Raw genomic sequence first — 16,593 nt, 5'->3', positions numbered from 1 at the left:
GGGCACAGCGACCCTGGGCATAACGACCCCTGGGCATAATGCTTGACCTGGGGCCTCCGGATGCGCATTTTGCGCCCCTCGAATTTGGGGGCCATGGCTGAGTGGCCCATTCCAAGGATTTTTCTGATGGCAAAGACCAACACGATCCAGATCAAGCTGGTTTCGACCGCTGACACCGGGTTCTTCTACGTGACCAAGAAGAACGCCCGTGCGACGACGACGAAGCTGGAGATGAACAAGTACGACCCGGTCGTGCGGAAGCACGTCCCGTTCAAGGAAGCCAAGATCAAGTAGCGCCGATCGGCGGTGCCTTCGACCCGCCCCCTCATGGTCGGCCGCGTCAGGCTGCGTGAGAACGTCGCGAGCGACGGCAAAGGGTAGGGTTTTCACCAAAGGATCGGGGCGCTTCCTTGTGCCATGGCTTGGCCCGATCATGGCGCGAGGGCAACGGCCTGACGCCACATCCGGAGCGTACTTGTCCACGCTCCGCTGACATCCCCAAACTTTCATCGATCCCGACCACACGGAACGGCCGTTCGCGCCTTGCGGTGGTGGCGGTGAAAAGGCCTTCAGGCGGGCCCGTGCCCTCCACGGCAGGACCGGTGCCGCACAGGGGGTGCCCCCATCGCCCTCGGCGACAAGCCGGTTATACTCCGTGTCGAAGCGGATCACCGTGTGATCCCCGCCAGAACGGAAAGGACGCCGGAATGTCCACGATCCAAGCGAAATCCGTCCGCCGCCGCGAAGACCTCCGCCTGCTCACCGGCCGCGGCAACTACACCGCCGATGCGCGGCCGGGCGCCATGGCGGTTGCCGTCTTCCTGCGCTCGCCCTACGCCCATGCACGCATTACAAGCATCGATACGGCGGCGGCGAGGGCATTGCCCGGCGTCTTCGGCGTCTTCACCGCCGCGGACCTGACCGACGTGTCGCCGATCCCCGGCGGCATCGGCTTTCCGCGCCCCGACGGCGGTCCCGCCCCCAAAACCGACCGCAAGCTGCTGGCCGAGGACCGCGTCCGGTTCGTTGGCGAACCCGTCGCCGTGGTGGTCGCGGACTCCCGGGCGGCGGGGCTGGAGGCGGCAGAGGCGATCCTGGTCGACTATGACGCCCTGCCGCTGGTGACCGATGCCGCCGCCGCCATGGCACAAGGCGCGCCCGCGGTCTGGGACGACGTCCCCGACAATATCGGCTTCCTGTGGAAACGCGGCGACGCGGACGGCGCCGCCGCTGCACTGGCCGGATCGGCACATGTCACGACGCTCGACTTCTGCGTCTCCCGCGTCACCGCCAATTCGATGGAGCCGCGTGGCGCCTGGGCCGAGGTGGCGGCGGACGGGCGGCTGGAGGTCCATGCCTCCCACCAGTCGCCGTTCGCCCTGCGCAACGGCATGGCGAGCGGCAATTTCGGCTGCGCGCCGACGGATATCCGCGTGGTGCCGGGCGATGTCGGCGGGTCCTTCGGCATGAAATCAGGCGTACACCTGGAGCCGGTGCTGGTTGCCTGGGCGGCGCGGCGGTTGGGCCGGCCGGTGCGTTGGGTCTCGGACCGCACCGAGGGGTTCCTGACGGACGAGCAGGCGCGGGAGATGCGGATCAGCGCGTCGCTGGGCCTGGATAAGGACGGCAGGTTCACCGCGCTGAAACTGCGCTGGGACGTCAACCTTGGCGCCTATGTCTCCGGCCGCTCGGGCTGGGGTGTCGGCAATATCGGCGGCATCGCCGGGGTCTATGTCATCCCGTATATCGCGGCCGAGGTCTGCGGCGTGCTGACCCACACCGTCCCGACCGCCGCCTATCGCGGTGCCGGCCGGCCTGAGGCCACATACGCGATCGAGCGATTGATCGACCTCGCTGCCCGCGAGATCGGCGTCTCGCCTTATGAGCTACGGCGGCGCAACCTGATCCCGCCCAGCGCGATGCCGTACAAGACGGCGCTGACGTTCACATACGATTGCGGGGAATTCGAGGGGAATATGGTCATGGCCGCCGAAATGGCGGACCTCGGCGGTTTCCCGGCGCGCCGGGCGGACGCGGAAGCGCGCGGCAAGCTGCGCGGCATCGGGTTGTGCAACTGCATCGAGGTCGCCGGTGGTCCGTTCCTGCGACCGGCCAGGGACCAGGCATCCCTGCGCATCGCACCCGACGGGACGCTGGTGCTGCGGTCCGGATCGATGTCGGTGGGGCAGGGGTTGGAGACCACGATGACCCAACTCGTCGCCGAACGCTTCGGGGTGGACATCGAGCAGGTGCGGTGGGAAGGCGGCGACACCGACCTGCTGCCCGGCGGCAAGGGCAATGGCGGATCGGGCGCCCTGTGCATCGGCGGATCGGCGGTCATGCTGGCGGCCGACAAGGTGATCGAGACCGCGCGAAAGGTCGCCGCCGAGATCCTGGAGGCGGCGGTGGTGGACATCGAATTCTCCAATGGCCGCTTCCGCATCGCCGGCACCGACCGATCGGTCGGGCTGGCCGAGGTCGCGCGCGCGGCACCGATCATGCCGGGCGAGGAGGGCGGGCTGACGGAAAGCGGCGAGTTCGTGCCGACCGCCGTGACCTTCCCCAACGGCACGCATGTCTGCGAGGTCGAGATCGACAAGGAGACCGGGGTCACCGAGATCGTCCGCTACAGCGCGGTGGAGGAGCTCGGCCGCGTGCTGAACCCGCTGATCGTGACGGGCCAGATCCAGGGCGGCGTGGTGCAGGGCATCGGCCAGGCGCTGGGCGAGGTCATCATCCACGACAAGGAATCCGGGCAGATGCTGACCGCGTCCTTCATGGACTACCAAATGCCGCGGGCCTACGAATATCCCGAGTTCCAGCTTGCGACGCGGGAGGTTCCGACCGCGGTGAACCCGATCGGTGCCAAGGGCGTCGGCGAGGCCGGGACCGTTGGCGCACTGGGTGCGGCGATGAACGCGATCAACGACGCACTCGCGCCCCTGGGCGTGCGGCATTTCGACATGCCGGCGACGCCTGCACGGGTTTGGGAGGCCATTCGGATGGCCTCCCGCTGAAGATTCGGGTTCAGTGCGTCGGATCGTTGCGTACGACAGCAAGTTCGCCTGCAAGGAATCCGTCGGCCGCCGTATCCATCCTGCCGAGGCGAGCGGCATCGGCTTCCGGGTCGATCAGGAACGTCACAAGGATCGCGACGGCCGCCGCCGCCAGGCCGGTCATGACGAACCCGGACCGAAAGCCTTCGATGGTATTTGTCCCGCTGTCGATGATGATGCCCATGACCGTCGGCGCCAGCACGCCCGCCAGCGTCGCGACCGCGTTGCCGGTCGCGAGCGTCAGGCCTCGCTGCGCCGTCGGGGTGATGCTGGCCACCATGATCGGACACAGGGTGAAAACGATGCCGCCGGAGGAGAAGGCGACAAGGGTACAGAGGATCGGCAGAAGATGCCCCGGTACCAGCGGCAGTGCGACCGTGGCGGCTGCCGAAACGAACAGCGATGCGCCGGACACCCAGCCACACGCCACGCGGTTCGATGCGCCGCGCGCTTGAAGCCATTGCGCGAAGCCGCTGACCCCGGGTACGAGGACGATCTGGGCGATCGCTGGCAGCGTAACGATCCAGCCGGTGGCCACGGCCGAGAACCCGGCACCTCGGACAAGGTAGGCCGGCAGCCACACGACCGAGAGCATGGCGAGCCAGTAGCTCGCGAATTCGGTGGCGGCCTGGGCGACGAAGGTGCGTGACGTCAATATGGCGCGATAGGGGACAGGCCGAGCGTCCGAGGAGCGGGAGACAGGGGGGACGTCGGCGATGGTGCCTTCCTTGCCGATGACCAGCCAGGCCAGGCACCAAATCAGCCCGACGACGCCAAGCGTCGCGAAGGCGGCATGCCAGGAATAATGCAGGATGACGTAAACCAGCGCGGGCGCGGCAAGGCCGGTTCCGACAGCGCTGCCGACGTTGAGGAAACTGGTCGGGAACGATCGCCGGTCGGCCGAGAACCATTTGTAGGTGGCGTGGACGGCCACCGGATAGGCCGGTCCTTCGCCAAGGCCCAGAAGCACCCTGTTGGCGACGAGCGCCGCGGCGCCCAGGGGCAATCCCATCGGCAACTGGATCAAGGCCCAGGACAGGGCCATCGCGAACAGGATCCATTTCGTCGGAAGGTGATTCGCCAGGATGCCGACGCAGACCGCGGAGAGCGAGAAGAAGGTGAAGAAGCTCGTTCCGACCAGGCCGAACTCGACATGGTTCAGCCCCAAGTCGCGCATGATCGGCAGGGCGGCGAGCCCCAGGATGGCCTTGTCCGCAAAATTGACTGTCATGAACAAGAACAGCATGACCACGATCAGCCATGGCCGCGCCCGCTCCCACTGGGTCGTCATCGACGTCATCCTCCTGCACTTGCGGCTGTTTGCCGGCCGCTTCATTCGTGAATTCAAAGGTTTCGGGCGTGATGATCTTGTCGGATCGGCCCGCCGCGATTTAATGCTATCCAATTAACGGATTTAATGCCATATCATTGATGGCAGAGGCAGGGCGATAGCATGGGCGAAACCGCGTACTGGGACCCCGATACCGATACCAGGACCAAGCTGATCCTGGCCGGCGAAGCCTTGTTCGGCAGCCGCGGCATCGACGCCGTGCCCCTGCACGAAGTGGTGACGGCCGCCGGGCAGCGGAACGTTTCGGCGCTCAGCTATCATATCGGCGGGCGGGAGGCGTTGCTGATGGCCATCCTCGATTACCGCCGTTCGTCCGTCGATGCCCGGCGCTTCGCATTGCTTCAGGAGTACATCGCGGCCGGCATCGTGATGGACGAAGCCGCGATCGCAGCCGGCATCATCCTGCCGTTGGCAGAGCTGATGATGAAGGATCCGAACGGTGGAAACTACCTGCGGCTGTTGACCCAGGTCTTCGTCACCGACCGCCCGCGCGCGAGTTATGCGGTCGCGGGACGCTTCGATCAGGGCTGGCGGCTGTGCCGGCGTCTTTACCGGGCGTGGTTCCCTGGCGTCTCGCACCGGGCACTCATTGAGCGTTTCGAGACCTGTAGCCATGGCGCGATGTACGCCATGGCCGATTGGGAACGGGACAAGGTTGCGCCGCGCAACTTTCCGCGCAGCGGCTTCATGACGTTCATTTCGGACCTGATCGCCCTGACGGCAAGCGCCTTGGCCAGTCATGGCCGAAGCGATCCCCGGTTCAAGCCGTTCGCCACCATCCAGCCGGCGTCCGTCGATGCCGAGGAACTGGCACTGCAATAACCCCAAGGAAAGGAGAAGCCGCCCATGAGCGTTTCCGTCGCACCGGCGTTCAACAAGCCGAACGACCAGGTCACCATCGAGCCAATCAGCGGCGCGGTCGGTGCGGAGATCCACGGCATCGACATTTCCCGCACGCTGCGGGGGGATGAACTCGACCGGCTCCGCTCTGCCCTGTTCGAGCATGGCGTCCTGTTCTTCCGCGACCAGACGCTGACCCCCGACCAGCATCTGGCGTTCGCGCGCAACTTCGGGCCCGTCAACGTCAACCGCTTCTTTGCGCATGTCCCGGACCATCCGGACATCGCCGAGGTGCGGAAGGAGCCCGATCAGAAAAAGAACATCGGCGGCGGCTGGCACACCGACCACTCCTATGACGAGGCCCCTGCGCTCGGGTCCGCGCTCTATGCGCGGGAGGTCCCCCCGACCGGCGGCGACACGCTGTTCGCCAGCATGTACGCGGCGTATGACGCGCTTTCAGACGGTTTGAAGCAGACGCTGGAAACGCTGCGCGCCTGTCATTCCAGCCGGCACGTGTTTGGCCTGAGCTCCGGCCGGCATCTGGACAAGGACATCAGCAGCCGGATCAAGAATCCGGAACTCGCCACCCAGGACGCGGTGCATCCGGTGGTGATCCGCCACCCCGGCAGCGGCCGTCCGGCGCTGTACGTCAACCCGTCCTTCACGGTACGGTTCGACGGGTGGACCGAGGAAGAGTCGCGTCCCCTGCTGGATTACCTCTACCGCCATGCCTCGCGGCCGGAGTTCACCTGCCGGTTCCGCTGGCAGCCGGGTTCAATGGCGCTGTGGGACAATCGCGCGACGTGGCATTACGCGGCGAACGACTACCATGGGGAGCGCCGGCTGATGCACCGGGTCACGATCGGCGGGACCGAGTTGTCCGCCCGCAATTGACCGGTTGGGGCTTTCCGCCATGCCGGCATGGCGGAAAGCCGTCCAATCCCATCAAGCCTTGATGAAGTAGCAACCGCCTTCGTTCAGCGGCCGCCAGGCGTCTTCCGGCTTGATCGTCGCCAGATGGGTGCAGTCGTCATGCGGATACTTCGATTCCGCGGGGGATTTCACCTGCCACAGATACATCTGGTGCATCACCCGGCCATCTTCCCGGACCTCCACATCGGTGTTGTAGAAGTCGTTGACCTTCGTCGCCTTCATCTTGGCCATCACGGCGTCCGTGTCCGTCGATCCCGCGGCCTTCACCGCCTTCAGGTAGTGGAACGCGGCCGCGTAACTGCCGGCATGCAACAGGCCGGGCACCCGACCACCCATCTTGTCGCCCCAGCGCTTCGACCAGGCGCGGGTCTTGTCCGTCATGTCCCAGTAAAAGCTGTCGGTGTAGATCAAGCCGGCGGAGGCCTTCAGCCCCAAGGCCTCGACGTCGCTGATCTGCATCAGCAGCGTCGCCAGCTTGGACGTCTTGGTCAGCCCGAACTCGGCTGCCTGCTTCACCGAGTTCTGCGTATCGGTGCCCGCGTTCGCCAACCCGATGACTTTGGCCCCCGAAGCCTGCGCCTGCACCAGGAAGGACGAGAAATCCGACGTGCCCAGGGGTGCCCGCACCGCCCCCAGCACCTTGCCGCCCGCCGCCTTGACGGCGTTGATCGTGTCGCGTTCGAGCGCATAGCCAAAGGCATAGTCGGCCGTGATGAAGAACCACGAGTCCCCGCCGGCCTTGGTCAGCGCGCCGCCGGTGCCGTGCGCCAGGGCATAGGTGTCGTAGGACCAGTGGGTGCAATAGGGCGAGCACTGCTTTCCGGTGAGATCGGAACTGGCCGGGCCGGTGGCCAGGTAAGGCACCTTCTTTTCCCGGCAGACCTGCTGGATCGCCAGGCTGGAGGAACTGGCCGCGCCGTCGGCCAGCACGTCGACATGCTCGTCGTCGATCCATTGCCGCGCGAGGGAGGTCGAGACGTCCGGCTTGTTCTGGTCGTCGGCCTGCATGATCACGACGGGCCGGCCGAGCACCGATCCGCCCATGTCGTCGACGGCGAGTTGCGTCGCCACCTTGTTGCCCGGTCCGCCGACGTCGACATACGGGCCGCCCATGTCCGACAGCAGGCCGATCTTGATTGGCTTGGACGAGGTCTGCGCCTTGATGACGGCGGGGGCGGCGAGCGGTGCGGCGGCAAGGCCACCCAATACGATACGGCGCGACAAACCAGACATGAACTCAGACTCCTTCCCTGGCGCCTGGCGTCCGCTTGATTTGCGGCGCCGCGCCTTGTAGCGGAACAGCACCGATTGCCGTTCAACGGGGGGAAACTATCGATGCCAATGATGCCGGGAAAGAGCGCATTGCTGGAATTGTTGAAGCAGGAAGGGGTCCGGGTGTTGTTCGGCAACCCTGGGACGACGGAACTGCCTCTGATGGACGCATTGGCTGCGGAACCCGAGCTGCGATACGTCTTGGCGTTGCAGGAAGCCCCCGCGATGGGCATGGCGGACGGGTATGCACAGGCGTCCGGACAATGCGCATTTGTCAACCTTCATGCCGCCCCCGGCCTCGGAAACGCGATGGGCATGTTGTATGACGCGCAGAAGGGCAACGCGCCGATCCTGGTGACCGCGGGCCAGCACGAGCAGCGGTTCAACTTCACCGAACCCTTGCTGTGGTCGGACCTGCCGCGCATTGCCCGTCCGTTCGTCAAATGGTCGGAGGAGGTGCGCCGGCTGCAGGACTTGCCGCGCGCCATCCATCGTGCGGTGAAGACCGCCTTGGCGCCGCCGATGGGGCCGGTGTTCCTGTCGCTTCCGGGCGACATCCTGACAGCCAGCGCCGATCTCGACCTGGGCAAGCCCAGCCGCGTCGGGACGCGGATCCGTGGCGATGCCTCGGCGATCGAGACGGCCGCGGCGATCATCGCGGCGGCGGACAGCCCGGTGATCTTCGCCGGCGATTGCGTGGCGCAAAGCAATGCGCTGTCCGAGTTTGTCGAACTCGCCGAAGCGATCGGCGCACCGGTCTATGACGAGGGGATGGCGACGCGGGCGATGTTCCCGTCATCGCATCACCTGTATCGCGGTGCGATCGTCCGCCTGCCGGCCGCGATCCGCGGCATCCTGGACCAGCACGACCTGCTGGTGTCGGTCGGCGCGGACCTGTTCACCTTGTCCTTGCCCGCCGACATCGAATCGGTCCCGGAAAATTACAACATCGTCCATCTGGACACGGACGCGTGGGAGCTGGGCAAGAACTATCCGGAAAACGTCTCGATCCTTGGCGATCCCAAGGCCACGCTTCCGGAACTGACGAGGGCGATCAAGGCAGCGCGTTCGGCGCAGCAGGCGGCGAAGGCGGCGAAGCGCCTGGCGCATGCGATGGCCGAGGGCGAGGCGAGCCTGCAGAAGCTGCGCGCCACGGCCGACGCCATGTCGGAACGGAGCCCGATCCATCCGCTGGCGCTGATGGCGACGATCGGCCGCGTCCTGCCTGATGATGCGGTCGTCGTCGACGAAACCATATCGTCCGGAACCGGCTTGCGGCGCTTCCTGAAGAGCGACGACGCGCAGAGCTTCTTCGGCGGCCGCGGGGGCGGTATCGGCTGGGGATTGCCGGGTGCGATCGGGGTGAAGCTGGCGTTGCCGGACCGGCCGGTGGTGGCGCTGATCGGCGACGGGTCGATGATGTACACGATCCAGGGCCTGTGGACCGCCGCGCGCGAGAAGCTGCGGATGGTCTTCATCGTCATCAACAACTACTCGTATCGAATCCTGAAGCAGCGCACGAACAACATGAAGGGGCTGGCACAGCAGAACGACCTGTATGTCGGGATGGACTTGGACAATCCGCGGGTCGACTTCGTCTCGGTTGCCAAGGGTTTCGGCTTGCAGGCGCACACCGCCAAGACCTTGTCGGATGTCGCCGAGCTGTTGGAGCAGGCGCTGGAGACGGACGGCCCGACGCTGATCGACGTGGAGGTGGACCGGTCCTGGAAGCCGGTTTGAGGGAGGTTGGTGCTTCGGCCGCCGTCACGCCCGGCTCATGGGTCCCTGCCGCCGAGCTTCCTCGACCGCGCGGTAGAGATACCAGGTGGCGAGGGAGCGGTGGGGGGCCCAGGCCAGCCCGATCTCGGCCAGGGCCTTTGGCTTCGGCTGCTCCTCCAGCCCCGCCAGGATGCGGTATCCCTCGCGCACGCCGAAATCGTCCACCGGCAGGATGTCCGGGCGCCCGAGGGTGAAGATCAGCAGCATCTCCACCGTCCAGCGGCCGACGCCGCGGATCGAGGTCAGCCGCTCGATCAGCACCTCATCGCTTAGCCGCAGCGATGCGCGGCGGGACGGCACCGTGCCGTCCAGCGTCCGCGCGCAGATGTCCCGGATGGCGCTGATCTTGCCCTGGGAGAAGCCGCAGCCGCGCAGGGCCTCGTCCGAGGTCGCCAGTACCGCGTCGGGGTGCGGGAAATCATCGCCGGGGAACAGCGCGTCGAACCGCGCCAGGATCGCCTGCGCCGCCTTGCCGTGCAGTTGCTGATGGGCGATGGCGCGCACCAGTGCCGCATATGGGCTGCGGTCGCGCTCGATTGCCATCCGCGGCGGGCCGACGCGGCGGATCAGCGCGTCGAACCGCGGATCGGTCCGCAAATGCCGTAAGCCGGCCGCTCGTGAGCCTGGGGAAGCCGCTGCCACCGAATCCTCTCGCCGTCCTGGACGCTGCGCACTTGTACAGATCAGGCGGTGGCAGCGCCATGGACGGAACGCCACTTGCGCTGGTGGCACATCGGGCTTGCTTCCAACGGCGTGGCTTTTGCTCTAAGATCAAGAGCGCCTTGCGCGTGGGAGGCTCGCGTGTATCCAGGTCGGCACTGGCAGTCAGAAGATGCGGAATGGGAGGCGGCAAAGCGGCAGACCGCCGGCCTGATCGGTATCGTGGTGATCCTGCTGCTGCTGATCGTCGGCCTCTTCCTGGTGCAGCAGCTCCGTATGTCGAGCGAGATCGGCGACTGTCTTCTGTCCGGTCGCCGCAACTGTGACGCCTTGGTGCATCCCGACACCCAGCCCCAGCCTGAACCTTGACCGGCGGAACCTTGACCGCCCCCCATCCGCGCGTCAGCGTGGCTGAAAAGGTGACGTCGTCAGAGGGGATGGGATGCGCATTGCCGATATGGATTGGCGGATGGTCGAGGATTGGGTGCGTCACGACGACCGATGCATCCTTCCGCTCGGCAGTACGGAACAGCACGCGGGCCTGTCGCTCGCCACCGACGCCATCCTGGCGGAACGGGTCGCCGTGGAGGCCGCCGAACCGCTGGGCATTCCGGTCTTCCCGGTCGTTTCATTTGGCCTGACACCGTATTTCAGCGGTTTTCCCGGTACCGTGACGCTGCGGGTCTCGACCTTCGCCGCACTGGTGCGCGACGTGCTGGATAGCCTGAAAGGAAGCGGCTTCCGGCGGATCCTCCTGGTCAACGGCCATGGCGGTAACCAGCCGGCGTCGGCCGTGGCTCAGGAGTGGATGATGGATCAGTCGGACGCGCGGGTCCGGTTCCATGACTGGTGGCGCGCACCCCTGACGCAGGCGGCGATCCAGCGAATCGACCCGGTCGCCAGCCATGCGAGCTGGATGGAGAATTTCCCCTGGACCCGGCTACCGAACCGCACCCCCGTGGACGATGCCAAGCCGATGGTCGATGTCGATCGCATGCGCACGCTGCCTCCGTTCGAAGTGCGGCTGCTGTTGGAGGATGGCAATTTCGGCGGCCGCTATCAGCGAGACGATGCCGAGATGCTGGAAATCTGGGATGTCGCGGTCCGCGAGACCCGAGCGTTGCTGGAGGCGTGGTAGTGGAGATCAGGTTCGACGGAAAAATCGTTGTCGTCAGCGGCGCCGGCCATGGCTTCGGCCGGGAGATCGCGCGCAGCTTTGCCAGCCTGGGCGCGCGGGTGTTCGCCACAGACCTGTCGGCGCGCGCGCGCGCCGAGACCGCCGCGACCGGGAACATCGAGATCACGGCGCTGGATCTGCGCGATCGCGCGGCGGCAGCAGCTTGGGTCTCGCGGATCGAGGCGGAGACGGGACGGGGGGTCGACATCCTGGTGAACAACGCCGGGGGTGTGGCGGGACAGGAGCCGGTGCCGCTGGAGGCCGTGCCGGACGCGGACTGGAACGTGATTTTCGATATCAACGTCCATGCGGCGTTCACGCTGAGCCGGGCGGTGGTGCCCGGGATGAAACGGACGGGCGGCGGGCGGATCGTGAACATCAGCTCGGGCGCGGGTGTTCAAGCGTCGCTGACGGGCATCCAGGCCTATTGCAGCGCCAAGCACGCGGTGGTCGGCCTGACGAGGCAACTGGCGCACGAGTTGGGGGCGTTCAACATCACGGTCAATTCCGTGGCTCCCGGCTTGGTCCGCACCAATGAGGCGACCGAGAAGCAATGGGCGAGTTACGGGCCGGAGGGGCAGAAGGCGCTGGTCGAGCGGATCGCCATGAAGCGGCTGGGATCGGCGCGGGATATCGCGAACGCGGTGATCTTCTTCGCGTCGGACCTGGCGGGGTTCGTGAACGGACAGATCCTTCAGGTCGACGGGGGACGCTAGGAACACTTCGCGAAGGATGACAGGACAGCCGTATCGGCAGGCGCTGTCCGCCTGCCACCGATCGCCCCCGAGGGGCGGTCCGGCATCGCCGGACGATCAGGCCCGTGGAAGCCTGACTTCCCCATGTGGAGGGTCGGGAAACAGCGGCGGATCGTTGAAGTCGTGCCATCCCTGGACGACAGCGATGATGACCGCAGTCGTCAAGATGATCGCCACGACAAAAGCAATCCCAAGCCGGATGATTTCTCGTTCGCGACTCATGGAGGGGAAGCTATCCGATCTGCGGCGGGCGCGCTGTGACGCGAGTCACAGGCAGCAGAGGATGGCGGCGATACCGTGTCCCGCTTTGCCGCCGTCACAGCAGCCAAGACGGGTCGGCGCTATTTCATCTTGAAGCCGTTCTCGACAATGCCGGACGCGAGCCCGAGGCCGCGATCACCCACCTGCACGTTTAGGCCGTCCGGATCGCGAACATGGAAGCTGTCGGAATCCTTCTGCGGGTCCAAGTCCGCCGCGACAAGCTGAGCGCGGAGCTTATCAGCGTCGTAATCGTCGATTCCGAACATGAAGTGCGAAATGGTCCCCGGTGTCCCTTCCGCGCGAAGCACCAGCATACTCTCGCCAAACCCGAGCAGCACGCTCTCCGCACTCTCCTGGATCAGGCGAAGGCCGAATGTCTGACGATACCAGTCGCGTGAGCGCGCCAAATCCGACACGGAGATCGCAATGTGGTTGACGGTCTGCGCCTTGCAGACCGGCTCATTCTTCATGGGCATGAAGGCCTCGTCTTTAGCGAGGCCCATCTTGGGACCTCTCCCCGCCTGGATGCAAATCGTATCGGGACCGACGCGTTGGTCTTTCAGCCAAAGGTGGCGCAGACCTCAACGCCCGGAGATCGCCCTCAGCGATAATAGCCCGGAGGCGGATGCCCTGGAGGCGGTCCGTAGCCTGGCGGAGGCGGACCTGGCGGCCTCGGTGGAGGTGGCGGCGGATGCCTTGGTGGCGGCACTACGACGCAGCCCGAAACTGACAGGCTGACCACCAGCAATGCCAGCATGGCGGTGATCGATCTCGGTGCGGCCATCGTTACCCCCTTGTCCGGGCAATAACGTTGCGGGGCGCCGCGGGGTTCGTCCGTTCACCGATGCGTCAATCCCCGATCACCGCAGCCGCCGCGTCACCAGCCGCCGAACCAGATGCCGATGCCATGAACGATGCCGACGGGGAAGAATGAAGCGGACGCGACCAAAAGGGGCCAGCGGTCGTGTGCGGCGCAGAACACGATCGACGTGAGCCACGCCGAGTATGCCAACCCGGCCGCCCCGAGGAGCGACGTCGCGGTAGGGATGTCCAAGGAGCCAAAACGAGTGACGCGCATCTTAACCTCCATCGCCATTGCCTGAACCATCCTGCAGCGGGTGATGCCGCTCTGCTCAGGCGATATTGCCCTACTGCCCCTTCCGCGTCGCGCGGTTTCCTTCGGCCGTGAGGTTGGCTGGTCATCTGCGCTGTGTCGATATATTTGCCCATCGTGGGCCCGTCGGCACGACGTCCATGTCGCCACGACGGGCGATGACACAAAGGCGGGCGCAAGGCGCGGCACCATGGAAGCCGTCATGGCATGCCGTTAGCGGACGCTGCGTTCACGGCCGTTTGGGGCATGGTGTCAGCGATGCGGCCAATCCGCTGCGAAGCCGTTCGGCAACCAGGGATGCACGTCGAGGATGTCCCCCTGCTGCAGATCGCCCATCCAGGCCGCGAGCATCGCCAAACCATCAGCCGCGAGCAGTGGCGTCAGCCGACCCGAACCTTCCGGTCCGGCCCGTGTGGCTCGGAGGCAGGTATCGTGTTGCGCAAGACGGACCGGGATGAACTCTGTGCGCCCCGGTTTGCGGCGGAGGGAGAAGTCCGCCCGTGCACGTAGCGTGGCGGGCGATGATGCACCGGTCAGCCGGGCGAGCAGCGGCCGGAGGAAGCCGACCGCGCCGGCCAGCGCCGCCTGCGGATTGCCGGGCAGCCCCAGGAAGACAGCTTGGCCCAGCCGCCCGGCGGCCAGCGGCTTGCCTGGCTTCATCGCCACCTTCAGCACGGCCAAGGTGCCGCCGTGCCCACGCAGCGCGTCGCGTACATGGTCCTCCTCGCCGACCGAGATCCCGGCGGTCGTCAGCACCAGGTCTGCTGCCAGGGAGGCCTCGCGCAGGGCCGTACCGATTGCGGCCGCGTTGTCGGACACCACCGGCAGCGGCCGCACTTCCGCGCCCCAAGCGGCGAGCAGGGCGGTCAGCATGGGCAGGTTCGAGTCGTGGATCTGGCCCGGCGCGAGGCTCTCCCCGACATCACGCAGTTCCCGACCGCTCGACAGCAGCGTAACGCGCGGGCGCCGGCGCACCTCGACGGTGCCGATCCCTTGCGCGGCGAGCACGGTGAGGTGTCGCCAGTCCAGTGTGATACCGGCCGGGATGAGCACGGTGCCGGCGCGGATGTCCTCTCCGCGTCGGCGCAGGTTCGTCCCGGCGGGCGGTGTCGCGGCGATGGCGACGACATCGCCGTCGCGGTGCAGGTTCTCCTGCGCGATCACGGCGTCCGCGCCCCAGGGTAGCGGCGCACCGGTGAAGATGCGGTGCGCCCCGCCCGGCACGAGGTGGTGCGGCGGTTCGCCGGCGGCCGTACGGCCGGTGACGGGCAGACGGGCGCCGGGCATCGCGTCGATGGCGCGGACGGCATAGCCATCCATCGCGGATTGGTCGAAGCCGGGAAGGTCGAGGCGGGCATGGACGGGCTGCGCGAGAACGCGGCCGACGCATGCGGCAAACGGCACGCGCTCCGCTGGCAGCGGCGCCGTGACGAGCGCCAGGACGTGGTGCAGTGCGTCCTCGAACGGCAGGCCGCCGGCGGTGCAGCCGAACGCAGGGGCGATCGCGTTCATGCCGCGCCCCGCGTGATGCGGACGCGCACCGGGTCGGGGAAAGCCGTGGCGAGCACGCGCACGGCAGCAGCGGCACCGGGTTGCGGTGATCCTGACATCACGCCCAGCAGGTCGAGCCAAACTGCCTCGCCGCCATGTTCGACAATGTGCCGGACCCTGGCGGCGACCAGGGGGCCGACGGAGACGCCCTCGGCCGCGGCGGCGTTGACGATCCGGGTAAGAATTGAAGGCGGGACGACTTCGGCGGCGACGTGTTCGGCGCGCGCCTCATCGGTCAAGCCGGCCAGGATGGCTCCAAGCATTTCCGCCCCCCCTTATTGAACGAGCGGCGACACGGCGGCCGCCATCTCGCAGCCGTCGATCGTCGCCTGACCGGCGAGCAGGGACACGTATTGCGCGACGGCGCGGCGCCAGGCGCTTTCCTCCAAATAGGCCGCGATCCGTGCGTGAACCTGCTCGAATGGCAGGGATTGACCCTCGACCTTGCGATCCAGCCGCAGAACATGCACGCCATAGCGCGTCTGCACCGGTTCGGCGCAGATCTCACCCGGCCGCAGGCGCAGCAGCGCCGCTTCGAATTCCGGCGTGGTGTCGCCACGTGCGACCTGGCCGAGCCGGCCGCCCTCATGCGCTGATGGGCAGTCGGAGAGAGCGCGCGCGAGAGCGTCGAACCGGTCCGGGGTAGCCTTGATTTCGGCGAGTGCGGCCGCGGCGCGCGCGATGGCCGTCGCGTAGGCATCACCATCGGCGCGGTCGGCCTGGAACAGGATGTGCAGCGGCTCGAACAGATCGGGGCTGCGGAAGCGGCGGAGATTGGCGGCGTAATAGCGGCGGCAACTGCCTTCGTCGGCGACGGGGGTATGCACTTCGGCTTCCAGCAGAGCGCGGATCAGCGCCTCCTCCTCGGTCTCCCGCAGCCCATCGTCCGTGCGTGGCGTGGCCGAGAGGCCTAGATCGCGGGCGCGTTGCAGCAGCAACTCGCGGATGACGAGGGCCCGTGTCGCTTCCTCCCAGGCTGCCTTCGGCGAGATGCCGGGATGGTTCTGCACCTCACGGGCGATGGCAGCGGCGGGGACCACGACCGCGTTGACCGAGACCGCCGGATGCGGCGCTTGCTGGTGACGGATGGACGTGCGCATGGCTCAGTCATCTCCCTGCGCAGGCTGTGGCCCGGTGGCGGCCGGACGACGAGCGATCTGCCGCCGCGTGCGGACCACTTGGTAGCCGGGCCGGCCGAAATACCAGATCGGCGCGCTCCACACATGCACAAGGCGCGTGAAGGGGAAGACCAGGAAGACCGTCATGCCGAGGAACAGGTGGAGTTTGAAGATCGGGTTCACGTCGGCCACCAGCGCCGCGGCACCGGGATGCAACGTGAGGATGCCCTGCGCCCAGGTCATGAATTTTACCATCTCGCCGCCGTCGAGATGCTGCGCCGACACCGGAATGGTGAGCAGGCCGAGCGTCAACTGAACCCAGAGCAGCAGCAGGATCGCGATGTCGCCGAAGCTGGAGGTGGCGCGGATGCGGGGATCGAACAGCCGACGGTGCGCGAGCAGGGCGATGCCGATCCAGCAGGCAATGCCGGCGACACCGCCGAAACTCATCGCCAGGAGTTGCTTGAACGTATGGCTGATGCCGAGCGCATCGAACACCGCGACGGGCGTCAGCAGTCCGACGAAGTGGCCGGCGAAGATCGCGAGGATGCCGACATGAAACAGGTTCGACCCCCACAGCATCTGCCGCCGCCGCAGCAACTGGCTGGAGCCGGAGCGCCACGTGTATTGCGAATGATCGAAGCGCAGCAGGCTACCGAGCAGGAACACGGTGAGCGCGACATAGGGATACCAGCCATAAAGCGCGTTGTTCAGCCAGGGGCTCAT

Annotated in this window: 19 protein-coding genes; 9 read left to right on the top strand and 10 right to left on the bottom strand. The window is 66.6% G+C overall.

What is annotated here, in order from left to right; genetic code table 11:
* Nucleotides 1-126 precede the first annotated feature (126 nt).
* Both rpmG and VHB27_RS24510 read left to right on the top strand, forming a co-directional pair.
* Entirely contained in the window at nt 127-294 is a 168-nt protein-coding gene (gene rpmG, locus VHB27_RS24515; RefSeq protein ID WP_325605615.1) for a 50S ribosomal protein L33, read from the top strand.
* Between the two features lie 413 nt (nt 295-707).
* Nucleotides 708-3,017, top strand: a complete 2,310-nt coding sequence (locus tag VHB27_RS24510; RefSeq protein WP_325605613.1) for a xanthine dehydrogenase family protein molybdopterin-binding subunit — start codon at nt 708-710, stop codon at nt 3,015-3,017.
* Between the two features lie 10 nt (nt 3,018-3,027).
* On the opposite strand, the gene VHB27_RS24505 is transcribed toward VHB27_RS24510, so the two are convergent.
* Nucleotides 3,028-4,287, bottom strand: a complete 1,260-nt coding sequence (locus tag VHB27_RS24505; RefSeq protein ID WP_325605611.1) for an MFS transporter — start codon at nt 4,285-4,287, stop codon at nt 3,028-3,030.
* On the opposite strand from VHB27_RS24505, the gene VHB27_RS24500 reads away from it, so the two are divergent.
* From VHB27_RS24500 to VHB27_RS24490, 3 genes are read left to right on the top strand one after another with little or no spacing between them, the layout of a single operon-like run.
* A complete protein-coding gene (locus VHB27_RS24500) occupies nt 4,286-4,465 on the top strand; it encodes a hypothetical protein (RefSeq protein ID WP_325605609.1) in 180 nt (59 codons plus the stop codon). The genes VHB27_RS24505 and VHB27_RS24500 overlap by 2 nt on opposite strands.
* A 44-nt stretch (nt 4,466-4,509) precedes the next feature.
* On the top strand, nt 4,510-5,229 hold the full coding sequence (locus VHB27_RS24495; protein ID WP_325605607.1) for a hypothetical protein: 720 nt from the start codon (nt 4,510-4,512) through the stop codon (nt 5,227-5,229).
* Between the two features lie 24 nt (nt 5,230-5,253).
* Nucleotides 5,254-6,141: a TauD/TfdA dioxygenase family protein gene (locus VHB27_RS24490; RefSeq protein ID WP_325605605.1), complete on the top strand. Its 888-nt coding sequence runs from the start codon at nt 5,254-5,256 to the stop codon at nt 6,139-6,141.
* A 51-nt stretch (nt 6,142-6,192) separates the two neighbouring features.
* Here VHB27_RS24490 and VHB27_RS24485 read toward each other — a convergent pair whose 3' ends face one another.
* The gene (locus tag VHB27_RS24485; protein WP_325605603.1) at nt 6,193-7,413 is read right to left on the bottom strand and encodes an ABC transporter substrate-binding protein; all 1,221 of its coding nucleotides are present in this window, start codon (nt 7,411-7,413) and stop codon (nt 6,193-6,195) included.
* Between the two features lie 102 nt (nt 7,414-7,515).
* On the opposite strand from VHB27_RS24485, the gene VHB27_RS24480 reads away from it, so the two are divergent.
* Nucleotides 7,516-9,192, top strand: coding sequence for a thiamine pyrophosphate-binding protein (locus VHB27_RS24480; protein WP_325605601.1), 1,677 nt, complete (start codon nt 7,516-7,518; stop codon nt 9,190-9,192).
* Nucleotides 9,193-9,216: 24 nt separating this feature from the next.
* Here the strand turns inward: VHB27_RS24480 and VHB27_RS24475 are convergent, their stop codons facing one another.
* Complete coding sequence (locus VHB27_RS24475) at nt 9,217-9,828, bottom strand: DNA-3-methyladenine glycosylase family protein (RefSeq protein ID WP_408904043.1); 612 nt, start codon at nt 9,826-9,828, stop codon at nt 9,217-9,219.
* A 204-nt stretch (nt 9,829-10,032) separates the two neighbouring features.
* On the opposite strand from VHB27_RS24475, the gene VHB27_RS24470 reads away from it, so the two are divergent.
* From VHB27_RS24470 to VHB27_RS24460, 3 genes are all read left to right on the top strand, one after another.
* Nucleotides 10,033-10,260: a hypothetical protein gene (locus VHB27_RS24470; RefSeq protein WP_325605599.1), complete on the top strand. Its 228-nt coding sequence runs from the start codon at nt 10,033-10,035 to the stop codon at nt 10,258-10,260.
* A 73-nt stretch (nt 10,261-10,333) separates the two neighbouring features.
* Complete coding sequence (locus VHB27_RS24465; protein WP_325605597.1) at nt 10,334-11,029, top strand: creatininase family protein; 696 nt, start codon at nt 10,334-10,336, stop codon at nt 11,027-11,029.
* Nucleotides 11,029-11,784, top strand: a complete 756-nt coding sequence (locus VHB27_RS24460; RefSeq protein ID WP_325605595.1) for an SDR family NAD(P)-dependent oxidoreductase — start codon at nt 11,029-11,031, stop codon at nt 11,782-11,784. Before VHB27_RS24465 ends, VHB27_RS24460 begins: the two co-directional genes overlap by 1 nt.
* Before the next feature lie 96 nt (nt 11,785-11,880).
* On the opposite strand, the gene VHB27_RS24455 is transcribed toward VHB27_RS24460, so the two are convergent.
* The 7 genes from VHB27_RS24455 to narI form a co-directional block, all read right to left on the bottom strand.
* A complete protein-coding gene (locus VHB27_RS24455; RefSeq protein WP_325605593.1) occupies nt 11,881-12,045 on the bottom strand; it encodes a hypothetical protein in 165 nt (54 codons plus the stop codon).
* 119 nt (nt 12,046-12,164) lie between these two features.
* On the bottom strand, nt 12,165-12,587 hold the full coding sequence (locus tag VHB27_RS24450) for a VOC family protein (protein ID WP_325605591.1): 423 nt from the start codon (nt 12,585-12,587) through the stop codon (nt 12,165-12,167).
* Nucleotides 12,588-12,961: 374 nt separating this feature from the next.
* Entirely contained in the window at nt 12,962-13,180 is a 219-nt protein-coding gene (locus VHB27_RS24445; RefSeq protein ID WP_325605589.1) for a hypothetical protein, read from the bottom strand.
* A 270-nt stretch (nt 13,181-13,450) separates the two neighbouring features.
* Entirely contained in the window at nt 13,451-14,710 is a 1,260-nt protein-coding gene (gene glp, locus VHB27_RS24440; RefSeq protein WP_325605587.1) for a gephyrin-like molybdotransferase Glp, read from the bottom strand.
* Nucleotides 14,707-15,012, bottom strand: coding sequence for a hypothetical protein (locus VHB27_RS24435; RefSeq protein ID WP_325605585.1), 306 nt, complete (start codon nt 15,010-15,012; stop codon nt 14,707-14,709). Before VHB27_RS24435 ends, glp begins: the two co-directional genes overlap by 4 nt.
* Before the next feature lie 12 nt (nt 15,013-15,024).
* Nucleotides 15,025-15,849, bottom strand: coding sequence for a peptidylprolyl isomerase (locus tag VHB27_RS24430; RefSeq protein WP_325605583.1), 825 nt, complete (start codon nt 15,847-15,849; stop codon nt 15,025-15,027).
* 3 nt (nt 15,850-15,852) lie between these two features.
* The gene (narI, locus tag VHB27_RS24425) at nt 15,853-16,593 is read right to left on the bottom strand and encodes a respiratory nitrate reductase subunit gamma (protein WP_325605581.1); all 741 of its coding nucleotides are present in this window, start codon (nt 16,591-16,593) and stop codon (nt 15,853-15,855) included.

The organism is Rhodopila sp. (assembly GCF_035548235.1).
Lineage (GTDB): Bacteria > Pseudomonadota > Alphaproteobacteria > Acetobacterales > Acetobacteraceae > Rhodopila.
This window is presented reverse-complemented; position numbering and strand designations above follow the sequence as displayed.

Coding starts and splice junctions, on each gene's coding strand:
- rpmG (WP_325605615.1), top strand. CDS start 127: ATGGCAAAGACCAACACGATCCAGATCAAGCTGGTTTCGACCGCTGAC.
- VHB27_RS24510 (WP_325605613.1), top strand. CDS start 708: ATGTCCACGATCCAAGCGAAATCCGTCCGCCGCCGCGAAGACCTCCGC.
- VHB27_RS24500 (WP_325605609.1), top strand. CDS start 4,286: ATGAACAAGAACAGCATGACCACGATCAGCCATGGCCGCGCCCGCTCC.
- VHB27_RS24505 (WP_325605611.1), bottom strand. CDS start 4,287: ATGACAGTCAATTTTGCGGACAAGGCCATCCTGGGGCTCGCCGCCCTG.
- VHB27_RS24495 (WP_325605607.1), top strand. CDS start 4,510: ATGGGCGAAACCGCGTACTGGGACCCCGATACCGATACCAGGACCAAG.
- VHB27_RS24490 (WP_325605605.1), top strand. CDS start 5,254: ATGAGCGTTTCCGTCGCACCGGCGTTCAACAAGCCGAACGACCAGGTC.
- VHB27_RS24485 (WP_325605603.1), bottom strand. CDS start 7,413: ATGTCTGGTTTGTCGCGCCGTATCGTATTGGGTGGCCTTGCCGCCGCA.
- VHB27_RS24480 (WP_325605601.1), top strand. CDS start 7,516: ATGCCAATGATGCCGGGAAAGAGCGCATTGCTGGAATTGTTGAAGCAG.
- VHB27_RS24465 (WP_325605597.1), top strand. CDS start 10,334: ATGCGCATTGCCGATATGGATTGGCGGATGGTCGAGGATTGGGTGCGT.
- VHB27_RS24455 (WP_325605593.1), bottom strand. CDS start 12,045: ATGAGTCGCGAACGAGAAATCATCCGGCTTGGGATTGCTTTTGTCGTG.
- VHB27_RS24450 (WP_325605591.1), bottom strand. CDS start 12,587: ATGGGCCTCGCTAAAGACGAGGCCTTCATGCCCATGAAGAATGAGCCG.
- VHB27_RS24445 (WP_325605589.1), bottom strand. CDS start 13,180: ATGGCGATGGAGGTTAAGATGCGCGTCACTCGTTTTGGCTCCTTGGAC.
- glp (WP_325605587.1), bottom strand. CDS start 14,710: ATGAACGCGATCGCCCCTGCGTTCGGCTGCACCGCCGGCGGCCTGCCG.
- VHB27_RS24435 (WP_325605585.1), bottom strand. CDS start 15,012: ATGCTTGGAGCCATCCTGGCCGGCTTGACCGATGAGGCGCGCGCCGAA.
- VHB27_RS24430 (WP_325605583.1), bottom strand. CDS start 15,849: ATGCGCACGTCCATCCGTCACCAGCAAGCGCCGCATCCGGCGGTCTCG.
- narI (WP_325605581.1), bottom strand. CDS start 16,593: ATGAGCCCCTGGCTGAACAACGCGCTTTATGGCTGGTATCCCTATGTC.